Below are 13,848 nucleotides of genomic sequence, written 5' to 3' on the forward strand. Positions count from 1 at the left end.
CTGGAAGCTGTAATACACTGACTTCTTTTAGTGAGATGCAATAGCTACATGACTATAGATAAAGCTCAGCTAAGATTAAGATCAAGCTCTATCTAAGCAAGTTTAATTTGAAATTATCAATAGAATTTATAAGCGTAGGGGGTACTAAAAGTGTACAAAATTGTTAACAAAAGAGAACTTACCAATAACATATTCTTGATGGATATAGAAGCGCCTAGAGTTGCTAAATCAGCAAAACCAGGTCAATTTATAATTATAAAAAATGATGAAAAAGGAGAAAGAATACCTTTAACAATTGCAGATTATAATGCGGAAAAAGGTACAGTGGCTATAGTTTTTGCAGCTATAGGAAAAGGAACTAAGCAGTTAGCAGCATTTAATGTTGGAGATTATGTTTCTGATTTTGTAGGTCCATTAGGTGTACCAAGTGAATTTATTCATGAAGATCTAGAAGAATTGAAAAAGAAAAATATTATCTTTATTGCAGGAGGCGTAGGAGCAGCTCCAGTTTATCCTCAAGTTAAGTGGATGCACGAACATGGGATAGCTGTAGATGTTATTTTAGGAAGCAGAAATAAAGATTTATTAATATATGAAGAAGAATTAAAGGCAGTTGCTGGAAATCTTTACGTGACAACAGATGATGGTTCGTACGGTTTTAAAGGAACTGGTTCAGATATGCTTAAGGAATTAGTTAATAATCAGGGTAAGAAATATGATCAAGCTGTTATCATTGGACCAATGATAATGATGAAATTTACTTCAATGTTAACTAAAGAATTAAATATTCCAACTGTAGTAAGTTTAAATCCTATAATGGTTGATGGTACTGGAATGTGTGGTGCTTGTAGAGTTACTGTCGGAGGAAAGGTTAAATTTGCATGTGTTGATGGGCCTGAATTTGATGGACATTTAGTAGATTACGATGAATCAATGAGAAGACAAGCTATGTATAAAACAGAAGAAGGAAGAGAATTATTAAAACATGAAGAAGGAAACACTCATAACCATGGTGGTTGTGGATGCAAGGAGGATAAGTAATAGAGATGAACGATAGAATGAAAAGAACACCTGTTACTGAACAAGCTCCAGAAGTAAGAGCAAAAAACTTTAAGGAAGTTTGTTTAGGATATAATGAAGACGATGCTATAAAAGAAGCAAATAGATGTTTAAATTGTAAAAATCCTAAATGTGTTGAGGGATGTCCAGTATCAATTAATATTCCAGGATTTATATCAAAGGCTAAAACTGGAGATTTTGAAAGTGCTGCTAAAGAAATAGCAAAATATAGTGCACTTCCAGCGGTTTGTGGAAGAGTATGTCCACAAGAAAATCAATGTGAAGGTAACTGTGTACTTGGAATTAAAGGTGAAGCTGTAGCTATAGGTAAATTAGAAATGTTTACCGCAGACTGGTCAAGAAAAAATAAAGTAGATTTATCACAAACAGAACCTTCTAAAGGGAAGAAAGTTGCGGTAATTGGAAGTGGCCCTGCTGGTCTTACTTGTGCAGGAGACCTAGCTAAAAAAGGTTATGATGTAACTATATTTGAAGCACTACATGAAGCAGGTGGAGTTCTAGTTTATGGAATACCTGAATTTAGATTACCAAAGGATGATGTTGTTAAAGCAGAAATTGAAAACATAAAGAAGCTTGGAGTAACAATTGAAACTAATGTAATTGTGGGAAGAACAATAACTATAGATCAATTAATTGAAGATGAAAATTTTGAGGCTGTATTCATTGGATCAGGAGCAGGTCTTCCAAAGTTTATGGGAATACCAGGAGAAAATGCAAATGGTGTATTTTCAGCTAATGAGTTTTTAACAAGAGTAAACTTAATGAAAGCTTTTAAAGAAGAATATGATACTCCAGTTAAAGCAGGTAAAAAAGTTGCTATAGTTGGGGGAGGAAATGTTGCTATGGATGCAGCAAGAACTGCTTTAAGACTTGGTGCAGAAGCTCATATAGTATATAGAAGAGGTGAATCAGAGCTTCCAGCAAGAGTAGAAGAAGTGCATCACGCTAAAGAAGAAGGAGTAATATTTGATGTTTTAACTAATCCAACAGAAATCTTAACAGATGAAAATGGATGGGTTAAAGGAATGAAATGCGTTAAAATGGAACTTGGAGAACCAGATGCTTCAGGAAGAAGAAAGCCTGTAGTTAAGGAAAATTCAGAGTTTGTGTTAGACGTAGATACAGTAATAATGTCACTTGGAACTTCACCAAATCCATTAATTTCATCAACTACTAAAGGTTTAGAAATCAATGGTAGAGCTTGTTTAGTTGCTAGTGAAGATGGATTAACAACTAAAGAAGGTGTTTATGCTGGTGGAGATGCAGTTACTGGTGCTGCAACTGTTATCTTAGCAATGGGAGCAGGAAAGAAAGCAGCTGCAGCAATAGATGAATATTTAAGTAGATAGCATTTAATATATTATATATTAAGAAGATTAGTTACAAGGAAATATAGATGTAACTAATCTTTTTTTGTTTATAATTTTAGACGATATTTAAGAAAAGTTATTTTTTAAATAAAAATAATGTCTCTATAAAAAGAGGGAATAATCTTAAAATTTCCTTAAAAATCTCTAATTTAGTATTCCTAATGATATTATTTGTTGATTTTATTATAGATTGATGATAATATTTCATATATATGAAATGAGTACATATTAATGTATTATATTACAATTGGAAGCTATGAAGAATTCTTTCTAAGTGGGCACTTTAAGAGTTTGGAGCTAGTTGTGCAACCGACCAATTAAGATTAATTAATTATTTTATTAGTTAGTTTTAATTGGTTTTTTATGTGAAAAAATTTACTTGATTTATATATAAATAAGAACTTATATATCTTAAGTTTAAGCATTACGTAAGTAAGATCATTGAGAGAAGATTTTAATTTTTATGAATCACAATTATACTACAGCTACAGTAAGGGTTAAATTAAGAGGTATATAAGTATTAATGAAGGGGATGAGACTGTTATGGATATTTTTGTAGCTAGACAGCCTATATTTAACAGGAAAAATGAAGTTGTTGCATATGAACTTCTATTTAGAAATGGACAAAATAATTTCTATAACAATACTAATGGGGATGAAGCAACTTTAAAGGTTATAGCTAATACATTTTATACATTTGACTTCAAAGATATTACTGATAACAAGAAGGCATTTATAAATTTTACTGAAGAATTGATAAAGAAAGAAATAGCAACCATACTTCCTAAAGAATATGTTGTGATAGAAATTTTAGAAAATATAGAACCAAATGATGAAATTGTGGATGCGTGTAAAAGACTTAAGAAAAGAGGATTTATCTTAGCGTTAGATGATTTTGTATTCCATACTAAATATATTAAATTAATAGAAATAGCTGATATTATAAAGATAGATTTCAGAATCACTACAGGGTGTGAAAGGAAGAAAGTATTTGAACTAAAAAAAATAAATAATAAAATAAAGTTTTTGGCTGAAAAAGTAGAGAACAAAGAAGAATATGATGAGGCTTTGAAATTAGGGTATTCATACTTTCAAGGATATTATTTTAGTAAACCAATAGTGCTTTCCAGAAAAAACATTCCGACTAACAAAGATACAGCAATAAAAATTCTAAAGTTAATTAATAGAGATGATTTTGATTTTAATAAATTAGAAGAATTAATAATAAAGGATTTAGGTTTATCATATAAAATAATCAAATTGATAAATTCGTCTGCATACTGCCTAAAGAATGAAGTAAGATCTATAAAATATGCTATTGCACTTTTGGGAAGAAAAGAGATTATAAAATGGTTATATGTAGTTCTGCTAAATGATCTAAAGGAAAATAACACAGATGAACTTATAAAAGTCTCATTGCAGAGAGCGAAGTTATGTGAATTAATATGTAATATGAGTGAGTATAAAAATAATGTTTATTCAGCTTATATGGTAGGATTATTTTCAGTTATGGACGCAATTTTAAATTGTTCAATTGAAGTGATCTTAAAAGAATTATATATAGATGATGAAATAAAGGAAGGACTAATTGAAAAAGATAATTTCTTGAATAAAATATTGAAATTGGCTATTAACTATGAAAAAGGTCAGTGGGAAAATGTTGAGTTTTATACTAAGGAAATAGGTGCCAATGATAATAAGCTTGCAGAAGCCTATATAGATGCTATAAAATGGGCGGATGAGGTTGTGAGTTAAAAAATAAGAAACTAGAATATGTCTAGTTTCTTACTCTAATTGGTAAAAAAAGAAAATACTATATCAAAACTCTAGGAAAAATTTCAATATAAGTAAATTGTATATTTACATTAACATTATACGACATAAACTGTTTTAATTCAACAATAAAAATATAAAAAAGGTGCAAATGGCAAAAAAAAATAATAATATATTATTTTTCATTGGAATACTATTAAATTTTAGGATAAATATTCTAAAATTACTAAGAGGTATAAGTAATTAAATCAAAAAAATGATAGGAGTTTTAGAAACTGATTTTTAATGTGAAAAGAGATAGCAGTTAGATTAATAAATGCTATCTCTTTTGGTGTAGTTGAAAAGTAATATTTTCACTAATAATTATTTGCGAAATTTAAAGACATTATACATAAAAATAAAAAAATAATGACAAAATAATAATATCTTTAGATTTACTAAGTACTCCTTTCAGTTATAAAGGGATAATAAAATTTATGATTGATAACAATGAGAATATACTTTTTATCAGAAAAATTTATGTTTTATGTCAGAAAATTATATTTATTAACGAATAATATATTGAGTGTGTAAAAATTGATTCCCATATACCCCTTAATATGTGGTTACATAACACTCCTATATTTTACTATACCTACTAACAGTAAATCCCCTGTAAATTGATGATGACTTTACAGGGGATTTCTAATTTTATTTAAATCATAATATGCTAAAGGGTAGTAATTTACAATACAAAGATGTTTCATTCACAATATTAATTTCATCTGATTATTATATAATAAATATTATTCAGTAGTTAATATTTATTGGATTTTACACCCCATTATTAATAAGAGGTGAAATTAATGAAAATAAAAGTGATAAATAGTTACCCAGCCTGTATATGGGAAGAAGATATCATTAAAGCAATTCACGATCTATGTCTTGAAGAACTTCAAGAAAAGCTGGAGAAATATAAATCTGATAACTCGAGCAAAGCAATTGCTAATTGTCATATTTCAAAAAGAGAGTTTTGTTGCAAAAAACAAGTATTTATAGAAATGACAGCAATGTTTGATATTGTTGATATAATAAATTAGAAAATAATATTTAGTTAGAGAATTATACTAAATTAAAAACAGTCTCCTATTAAAAGATGAGGAGATTGTTTTTTATTTTTGGAAAATTGTAATGAGGTAAGAATGTGGAAAAGTTACACAGGAATCTATTCAACAAGATTGAAAATAAACAGCGGATGGAAATTGAATCCATTTTTTCTTGCGGAACTTTTATCACATCTATTAAAAAACAAATACAATCAAATAATATGAGAATAATTATCGGATTCATGTAAATTAAGTGGATTTTATGGTATAATTTAGAGTAGAAGTAAATTACTTATTGGTTTTTGATATTTATGTAAAAATAAGTGAATAAGCTTAGTAGTTTATAGAATGGTTATGGAATTAGGTATTGGGATTAAACATGATAGCTTTTATATCTTAAAGGACGAAGGGAAGGATAAATACAATGTTTAAGAAAATGAAAATATCCCAAAAATTAATAGGAAGTAGTGTGATATGTACTGTATTTTTAGTCTTAGTCGGCATAGCTGGTCTATTTAGCATGAACAAACTAAATATAAATACAGATAAAATTTATAATAATAATTTAATGAGACTTCAAAAGTTATACGTAGTAAAAAGTAATATTAACTTAGGACTATCTGATATGGAACATATTATTAATAGTAATTTTAAAAATGATATAGATGAGGCACAAAAAGATTTAGCAGATTTATCCGATTTAAATAATAAAACTTTTGAAGAAATTGAAAAAATACCTTATTCTAGTGAAAAAGAAGAAGCTGATTATAAAAAAGTTAAAGATGCATTAACTAGGTATAGGGATATAAGAACAAAGATAATAAAGGATGTTACTGACAATAATTATGAGGAAGCTATTACATTATATAATTCGGAGTATTTTACTTTAAGAGAAGAGATAGCAAATGATATAAATGTTGTAATAAATGAAAATATTGATGCGGCCAAAGCAACATCGGAATCAAGTAACGCAGTTTTTAAAAATTCGTTTAAATTTCTTGCAATATTTATTGTTATTTCAGCATTGATATTAGCCATATTAAGTGGTGGATTAGCAATTTGGTTAAGAAAGAGAATAAGCAGTATAGTTAATTTTGCTAATGGTTTAGCGGAAGGAGATCTTACTGAGAAAATAAATATAAATGCATATGATGAAATAGGTAATATGTCAAAAGCATTGAATATTGCTGTATTAGACGTGAAAAATCTTATTATGGAACTTACTAATCGTATGAAAAATGTCAGAATTTCAAATGAAGATCTAACTTCAACAATGGAAGAAATGTCTGCAACTATGAATAATATTAAAACTGTAACTCATGAAATTGCTGATGCAAGCATGAATTTAAGTGCGGCAACTCAAGATGTTAGTTCATATACAATGGAAATAGAAAAGCTGACAGATGAACTTAGCAGAAATGCTGAAAAAAGAGAATTAGATTCAGATGAAATTATGAAAAGAGCGGTAAACGTAAAAGAAAAAGCAGAAGCATCATCTAATAATGCAATAAGCCTATATAATGAAAAAGAAATTAAGATTAAAAAAGCAATTGAGGATATAAAGATAGTTAAAGAAATAGAAAAAATGGCAGAAGCTATTGGACAAATAGCTGAACAAACTAATCTTCTAGCACTTAACGCATCCATAGAGGCTGCTAATGCTGGGGATGCAGGTCGAGGATTTGCTGTAGTTGCAGAGGAAGTTAGAAAATTAGCTGAGAAGTCATCAGAAACAGTTATAGATATAAAGAAAAATATAGGTACAGTTGGAAGTGTTATTGAAAACTTTACTAATAATACTAAAGATATATTGAGATTTATTGATAGTCAGGTTAGACCAGATTACGAAATGTTGAAGTCTATAGGAAATCAATATGAAAAAGATGCTGAAGTTGTGAACGAGATGTCAAAAGAGATTGCTGAGTCAGCAATTAAAATTGCAGATAATGTATCTAAAGTCAATAATGCTATAGTAAATATTTCGTCAAAATCACAGCAATCAGCTTCTAGTGTAGAAGAGATATTTGCAAGTATTAGTGAAACTAGCGCCTCAGTAGACAATGTTACTAATCAGGCAAAAGACACATCAGAGATGGCTGATAGCATGATTGAAATGGCAAATAAATTTAAAGTCTAGAAATATATAAGTTCTGAATAATATATAGAATTGTTTTATCCAGGCGCTTTGAAAAAATATAAGGGATTAAAATTTTTAGAATATATGTAGGGCTAAATATTCATTCTAGTAGAATGGTTATTTGGCTTTGTTTTATTCTTTGGAAATTTATATTCCAGTAAAATCTATGGCTCAACAGTTGTCTGCGATTTTTTTGTATAAATATTAATATAGAATATTTTATTTTTAGCGATTATATAATTTATTGCGATATACAACAAGTAAAGTTTGTTACATAATGTAACAATTGATACAGTAAATGTATTTTTTTAGAGTTATACTTATAAAAAAGTAAGGGGGAGTATAATTTGGAAAAAATAATAGAGATAGAGAAAATGATTTGTAAAATGAGACAATCCTTATATGAAATTATAAATAATGAAAAAAGTTTATTAGGAATAGAAGTTATTACTGCTAGTCAGAGGTTAGACGATATAATAAATCAATACAACGAGCTACTCGACAACGGGATTTAAAGAAATTCATATCACTAATATAGAAGTATTAAATAATATGATTCATCTTTATATAATTAAATTTTATGGAAGGAATTTACATATTTCTGTATAATTACATATGTATAAGGAGGGAATATTATGAATACTATAGAAAAAGTCATAATGAATCTTAAGATAAGACCAGATGGCATGAATTTGTATGAATTGGATAGAATATGTTTCACAACTTATCAAAAGACTCTGCTCGGCTCAAAACTTGGAAGAGTAAAGGAACGTATAGAGCCCACTCTAAGATATTTAGAGGAAACTAATCAAATAACGATTAAAGAGGGGATTGTAAAGTTAAAGAAAAACTGATAAAGTTTAGTATATTCAAATAAATATAGTTATTGAATAAGCTGGATCTCTAAATTAGATATCCATAAATCTTTAGTGTTTAAGATTAATAATAGGCAGTGGAGGATTAGAAATGATAAGAATACTTTTGTGCTGTGGAGGGGGCTTTTCATCAAGTACCCTAGCCAGTAAGGTCGAAAAGGAGATATTAGAGAATAATATGCAAAATGATTATTCAATTGAATTTTCTCCATTTTTATTAGTAAATAAGAGAATGAATGAATTTGATATAATTGTATGTTGTCCCCATCTAATAATGCAAGTTAAGAAATTTGTGAAAACTTCAAAGATTGATAAACCTATCTATATCCTTCCACCGAGAATGTATGGTCTCATTAGTTTTAAGGAATTAGCAATAGATGTAGTAGATGCAATCAATTTGTATAATGAAACTAAAATTAATCCAGTATATTTTCCAGGGGAAGAAAACACCATGATGGTTACTAGGCATGTGGCTTACAGAAATAGCAAAGTTTAATAAATCTTTGTATGTAAGATTTAAATAACATAGTTCATCTTTTATAAAATTATCGTACTTCAATTATTTTATAATTTATAATGTAGTCTTCAGTGAGGTGGATTTTTAAAATCCTATATATAAAATTCTTTAAATTATAGAAAATGAGGGCTTAAAATTCACATATTATTACATGGTAAAGAAGAGATACTTTCAAATTTATGAAAGCATCTCTTCTTTAATTAAATTATTGTACGGAAGTATCAGTTGTTGTAGTTGTTGATGTATTTTTCTTTTGATGAGCTTCTTTTTTTGCTTCAGATGCTGCCTTAATTTTAGCTTGAGCATCTTTAAATGATAATCCTGTTATATCTATTCCTAATTTCTCAGCTCTTGCACTTTGAATTTTAGCTAATACATCTTCATTTGATAGACCTGTAACATCTATTCCAAGTTTAGAAGCTTCTGCTTGATTTAATTTTATCCTAGCATCTTTATTTGATAGACCTGTTATATCAACTCCAAGTTTTGTTGCTTTCTTAGTTAAATTGGCAAGATTTTTAGCTTCAAGAGCTGTTTTAATTTTAGCTGAAGCATCTTTATTTGATAGTCCTGTTATATCAATTCCAAGCTTTCCTGCCTCTGCAGATAAAATCTTAGCTTTAGCGTTATCAGGTGAAAGATTTGTTATATCTATACCTAATTCAGTTGCTTTTTTATTAAGTCTTTCAAGAGTCTTTTCTTCAAAAGCTGCTTTAATTTTAGCTGAAGCATCCTTATCTGACAGACCTGTTATATCAATCCCAAGTTTAGCAGCTACAGCAGCTCTTATTTTTGATTTTGCTTGGTCATTAGTTAATCCAGTAATATCTATTCCAAGTTTAGAAGCTTTTTGAGTAAGTTTTGCAAGTTTATCGGCCTTATTATTTTGCGATACTTGCCCTGTAGTAACACTATTTGTTACATTTTGTGTAGAAGCATCATCAGCGAATGCTGGAACAAGGCTTGATATTGAGATTATAGCTGCTATTGCAATTCCTAGTATTTTTTTCTTTTTCATAATTATCTCTCCTTACGTCATATAAAAATTTATTTTTATGTTAAAAACATAGATTAGTATAGAAATAACCGGCTATAAGGGAATTATAATTCTGTTATGTGAAATTTATGTGAAAAGGAATATTAAGCATATAAATTTATTGGCGCCACATTTATATATTTATTGCAAAAATGATAATACTATATACTAGAATGAAAGTTCTAGACAAATTTATAATTAATCTAATCAATATAATAATATAAATAAAGTTATATTGGGGCTTAAATGGAAGGAGAAAAATAATGAACGAAGTAATACAAAACATCATAACAAGAAGAAGTATAAGAGTGTATAAAGAAGAGCAAATTTCCGATGAAGACTTAAATAAAATATTAGAAGCTGCTAAGTTTGCTCCAAGCGGAATGAATAGTCAGGATTGGCATTTTACAGCCGTACAAAATAGAGAGAAGATAAATAATCTGATTTCAGCAGCTAAAGAAGCATTACAAAATTCTCCTATAGAGCAGATAAATAAGATGGCCAATAATCCAAACTTTAACCCATTTTATAATGCACCTACTATAGTGATAACATCTTGTGATAAAAACTTACCGGTAGGACAGTCTGATTGTGCTGCAGCAATACAAAACATAATGTTAGCAGCTCATTCACTTAAAATTGGATCATGTTGGGTACATACCTTAGCTATGGTTGGAGATGATCCTAAGGTCAGAAATGTGCTTACTGAGCTAGGAATTCCAGAAAACTATGCGACATTTGGTACAGCGACGCTAGGCTTTAATGGAGGAAAAGAACCAAAAGCTCCAACAAGAAAAGAAGGAACAGTAAATATAGTAAAATAAAAAAGAGTGATGAGTTAAAAAGGCGACTTCTAAATATGTGAAAGAAAAAAATGATTAGTGAGACTCTATAGTTGGAAAATATTCCGGCTATAGAGTTCTTTTGTTATATAAATTTCCAAATGTAGAATATGATAATTTAGTTTTTAAAATAAAAGAAATGATAGAAAAAAGAATTGAAAAAATAAAACTTTCTCTTAAGAATGAAGAAATGGTTTTATAGTTAAACTATGATATAGATGTATTACAGAAAATGCAAGGCATTTGTATTTATTTTTTATTAGCAAACACTTTATACTATTTCTTGAATTTCGTAGCATAAGTGGTGGTTAGTAGAGATTATTTTGGAGGTATATGAATAAATGAATATATTAATAAATATTGTTATTGTGATTTTACTTGTACTTATGAATGGTTTTTTTGTCGCAGCTGAATTTGCTGTTGTAAAAGTAAGAAAGTCTAGAATAGAAACATTAGTCCTTGAAGGAAATAAAAGTGCTAAACACACTTTAAAGGTTGTCAATAATTTGAATTCATATTTATCTGGATGTCAATTAGGAATAACTTTAGCATCTTTAGGTTTAGGATGGATTGGAGAACCGGCAGTGTCAGATATGTTAATGCCATTATTTAATTTATTTAACATTTCAGAAGGAACTGCGCACTCAATTTCATTTGTTTTAGGTTTCTCAATTATAACTACTCTTCATATTGTACTTGGAGAGTTAGTACCCAAATCATTAGCCATTATAACCGCAGAGAAAATAGCAATGCATACATCTTTACCTTTGATTATGTTTTATAATTTAACTTATCCAATTATGTGGTTGTTTAACCACACTACAAATTTTATACTAAAGATATTTGGGCTTTCTCAAGTTGATGAACATGAGGCAGCCCATACCGATGAGGAAATAAAGCTATTGGTTGAAGAAAGTTATAAGCATGGTTTAATAGATAAAACTGAATTAACTTTTGTAGATAATATATTTGATTTTTCGGAGAAGACAGTAAAAGAAATAATGATACCGAGAACTGATATGGCATGCATTTTTCTTGAAGGTTCATTTGATGAAATAATTGAATATGCCTTAGCAGAACAGTTAACTAGATATCCGGTATGTACTGATAGTAAAGATAATATTAGTGGGTTTATACATATTAAGGATTTATATAAGCTTAAAATCGAAGGAAATGATAATAATATAAAAAACATCATTAGAGAAATCAAATTTGTTCCAGAGTCAATGTCAATAAGTGAATTATTAAAGATATTTAAGAAAGAAAAAATACAAATGGCTATAGTTATTGATGAATATGGAGGAACATTTGGGCTTGTAACGATTGAAGATATTTTAGAAGAAATAGTTGGCGAAATTCAAGATGAGTTCGATGAAGAGATGGAAGAAATTAAGAAAATTGAAGATGGTAAATATATAGTGGACGGAAAAGTTCATATTGAAGATATAAATGAACTGGTAGATGCAGAAATTGAGGTTGAAAATATTGATACTATAGGTGGATGGGTTTATTCACAACTAAAATCATATCCACAAGTTAATGATAAAATTAATTATAAGGAATGTGAGTTTGTGATATTAAAATGTGATAGTAAAAGAATAAATAAAATTTTAATTGTTAAAAAAGAATAGCTTTATATTAAATAAATATCAGATAAGTCTTTTGTAGAGTTTTAAAGTATTTTTTGTGAATCCTCGTAAAAGATATATGGTTATTCATTAGAAATTCTAAAATTCTAAAGAATTTAAGAATGTATATTTTTAAGAATTTTAGAATTTTACAATATTGTGATAAAAAGCAGATTGCTCTTAACATTATAAATCCTATTTTCTGAAAAGACTAAAGGTCGTACACGTCCGTCTTTAGAATATCCTGCGTATACTGAGTACAAAGGAAGTGGAGATGTAAATTCCGCTGAAAGTTTTAGTAGCGCTACCCCTTAATGAAATGGAAAGAGCTTATTCTATCAGATAATAAAATAATTCTGATTAATCAAATTGATTAGCTAGAGGTCGGGATAATTAATCCCGACTTCAACTTTCAATAAAATAATCCGCTTTAAAGGATAACATTAATCACGGTTCAATAAAATCTTGTTGTAATAGGTTTTAATGCTTTACGTCCCATATAGTGCGTCTAACTTTAGATAAAGCCTCTTTTGATTTTTCTTTATTCATAAACATCAAAATTACATAGAGTGAATCTAAGATGCTCAATTGAGATATACGAGAAGATAAGGCTTCCGAATGAAATTCAATTTCTTCAGATATAGAAATAAAAACGACATCACCTATCTTAGCTAGAGGAGAAGATGCATGACTAGTTATAACAATTACTTTTGCACCAGCTTCTTTTACTATTTCAGCAATCCTGATAGTTTCTTTTGATTTTCCTGTATGTGAGATACAAATTGCACAATCCTGTGGTGTTAATAAAGATGCTTCCATAAGTTGTATATGATAATCAGTACTATGACGGACATGAGCTGGGGAACGTAAAAATTTATGATATGCATCTTCTGCAAGTATTCCTGATCCGCCGACACCAAAAAAATATAGTAGATTTGAATTTGATATAATCTCAGCCGCTTTTTTCAAATCGTCTAACCCTAATATCTTCTTAGTATTAGTTAGTGTTTTAATGTTTGAATCAAAGACTTTTTGTGCCATAGTTAATTCATTATCATCAATTTCAATTTTTTCATGAATTGATGTAGTTGAAAAATTATTTTCTTCAATTAAGATAGCCATCTTAAACTCTTTAAAGCCAGAATAGCCTAGTTTTTTTGCGAATTGAAATAAGGTAGAGTCTGCAACATTGAGTTCATCAGATAAATAGCTGATAGAATTGTGAGCCACAGAAATGGGATTTTCAAGTATATAGTCTGCAATATTTTGTTCTTTAGCACTTAATCCATTGTATAACGATTTAATTTTAAGTCTAACAGATACCTCCATGTTGGTCCTCCTTTTTATAAATGATATATTGTAACTTTAAAAACACTAAAAAATTTTGAGCGTAATGTATATTCTAAATAGTACTATATATAAAAATCAAATTTATAAAAGAAAATGATATAGATTTTTTGTTCATATGGTCGAATGAACAAGTGAGTTTAATATGTATGAAAAGT

General features: G+C 28.6%; 12 protein-coding genes and 1 riboswitch. Of the genes, 10 read left to right on the forward strand and 2 right to left on the reverse strand.

Annotated elements, in window-relative coordinates:
• The first annotated feature begins 150 nt into the window (after positions 1 to 150).
• The 8 genes from L3B96_RS05165 to L3B96_RS05200 all read left to right on the forward strand — a co-directional run bounded on the left by L3B96_RS05165 (position 151) and on the right by L3B96_RS05200 (position 8,816).
• Positions 151 to 1,041: a sulfide/dihydroorotate dehydrogenase-like FAD/NAD-binding protein gene (locus L3B96_RS05165; RefSeq protein WP_012058408.1), complete on the forward strand. Its 891-nt coding sequence runs from the start codon at positions 151 to 153 to the stop codon at positions 1,039 to 1,041.
• Positions 1,041 to 2,429, forward strand: coding sequence for an NADPH-dependent glutamate synthase (gene gltA / locus L3B96_RS05170; protein WP_238859212.1), 1,389 nt, complete (start codon positions 1,041 to 1,043; stop codon positions 2,427 to 2,429). The genes L3B96_RS05165 and gltA overlap by 1 nt, the downstream gene beginning before the upstream one ends.
• A gap of 261 nt (positions 2,430 to 2,690) precedes the next feature.
• Positions 2,691 to 2,774, forward strand: a riboswitch (cyclic di-GMP riboswitch).
• A 219-nt stretch (positions 2,775 to 2,993) separates the two neighbouring features.
• Complete coding sequence (locus L3B96_RS05175) at positions 2,994 to 4,205, forward strand: HDOD domain-containing protein (RefSeq protein ID WP_238859055.1); 1,212 nt, start codon at positions 2,994 to 2,996, stop codon at positions 4,203 to 4,205.
• An 863-nt stretch (positions 4,206 to 5,068) separates the two neighbouring features.
• On the forward strand, positions 5,069 to 5,302 hold the full coding sequence (locus tag L3B96_RS05180) for a hypothetical protein (protein WP_105412403.1): 234 nt from the start codon (positions 5,069 to 5,071) through the stop codon (positions 5,300 to 5,302).
• A gap of 430 nt (positions 5,303 to 5,732) precedes the next feature.
• A complete protein-coding gene (locus L3B96_RS05185) occupies positions 5,733 to 7,445 on the forward strand; it encodes a methyl-accepting chemotaxis protein (RefSeq protein WP_238859056.1) in 1,713 nt (570 codons plus the stop codon).
• 347 nt (positions 7,446 to 7,792) lie between these two features.
• Entirely contained in the window at positions 7,793 to 7,960 is a 168-nt protein-coding gene (locus L3B96_RS05190; protein WP_039770849.1) for an aspartyl-phosphate phosphatase Spo0E family protein, read from the forward strand.
• A 120-nt stretch (positions 7,961 to 8,080) separates the two neighbouring features.
• Positions 8,081 to 8,299, forward strand: coding sequence for a hypothetical protein (locus L3B96_RS05195; protein WP_017212670.1), 219 nt, complete (start codon positions 8,081 to 8,083; stop codon positions 8,297 to 8,299).
• A gap of 112 nt (positions 8,300 to 8,411) precedes the next feature.
• Positions 8,412 to 8,816, forward strand: a complete 405-nt coding sequence (locus tag L3B96_RS05200; protein WP_012058413.1) for a PTS sugar transporter subunit IIB — start codon at positions 8,412 to 8,414, stop codon at positions 8,814 to 8,816.
• 226 nt (positions 8,817 to 9,042) lie between these two features.
• Here the strand turns inward: L3B96_RS05200 and L3B96_RS05205 are convergent, their stop codons facing one another.
• A complete protein-coding gene (locus tag L3B96_RS05205) occupies positions 9,043 to 9,855 on the reverse strand; it encodes a hypothetical protein (protein ID WP_238859057.1) in 813 nt (270 codons plus the stop codon).
• Positions 9,856 to 10,136: 281 nt separating this feature from the next.
• Here L3B96_RS05205 and L3B96_RS05210 point away from each other — a divergent pair, with 281 nt between their 5' ends.
• A complete protein-coding gene (locus tag L3B96_RS05210) occupies positions 10,137 to 10,697 on the forward strand; it encodes a nitroreductase family protein (protein ID WP_238859058.1) in 561 nt (186 codons plus the stop codon).
• Positions 10,698 to 11,056: 359 nt separating this feature from the next.
• Entirely contained in the window at positions 11,057 to 12,346 is a 1,290-nt protein-coding gene (locus L3B96_RS05215) for a hemolysin family protein (protein ID WP_012058416.1), read from the forward strand.
• A 477-nt stretch (positions 12,347 to 12,823) separates the two neighbouring features.
• Here L3B96_RS05215 and L3B96_RS05220 read toward each other — a convergent pair whose 3' ends face one another.
• Positions 12,824 to 13,672 (reverse strand): MurR/RpiR family transcriptional regulator, encoded by an 849-nt coding sequence (locus L3B96_RS05220; protein ID WP_012058417.1) that lies wholly within the window; start codon positions 13,670 to 13,672, stop codon positions 12,824 to 12,826.
• Positions 13,673 to 13,848: the final 176 nt, after the last annotated feature.

Source organism: Clostridium sp. YIM B02569 (assembly GCF_022320765.1).
In the GTDB taxonomy this organism is placed as follows: domain Bacteria; phylum Bacillota; class Clostridia; order Clostridiales; family Clostridiaceae; genus Clostridium; species Clostridium beijerinckii.

Coding starts and splice junctions, on each gene's coding strand:
- L3B96_RS05215 (WP_012058416.1), top strand. CDS start 11,057: ATGAATATATTAATAAATATTGTTATTGTGATTTTACTTGTACTTATG.
- L3B96_RS05220 (WP_012058417.1), bottom strand. CDS start 13,672: ATGGAGGTATCTGTTAGACTTAAAATTAAATCGTTATACAATGGATTA.
- L3B96_RS05175 (WP_238859055.1), top strand. CDS start 2,994: ATGGATATTTTTGTAGCTAGACAGCCTATATTTAACAGGAAAAATGAA.
- L3B96_RS05210 (WP_238859058.1), top strand. CDS start 10,137: ATGAACGAAGTAATACAAAACATCATAACAAGAAGAAGTATAAGAGTG.
- L3B96_RS05195 (WP_017212670.1), top strand. CDS start 8,081: ATGAATACTATAGAAAAAGTCATAATGAATCTTAAGATAAGACCAGAT.
- L3B96_RS05180 (WP_105412403.1), top strand. CDS start 5,069: ATGAAAATAAAAGTGATAAATAGTTACCCAGCCTGTATATGGGAAGAA.
- L3B96_RS05200 (WP_012058413.1), top strand. CDS start 8,412: ATGATAAGAATACTTTTGTGCTGTGGAGGGGGCTTTTCATCAAGTACC.
- L3B96_RS05185 (WP_238859056.1), top strand. CDS start 5,733: ATGTTTAAGAAAATGAAAATATCCCAAAAATTAATAGGAAGTAGTGTG.
- L3B96_RS05205 (WP_238859057.1), bottom strand. CDS start 9,855: ATGAAAAAGAAAAAAATACTAGGAATTGCAATAGCAGCTATAATCTCA.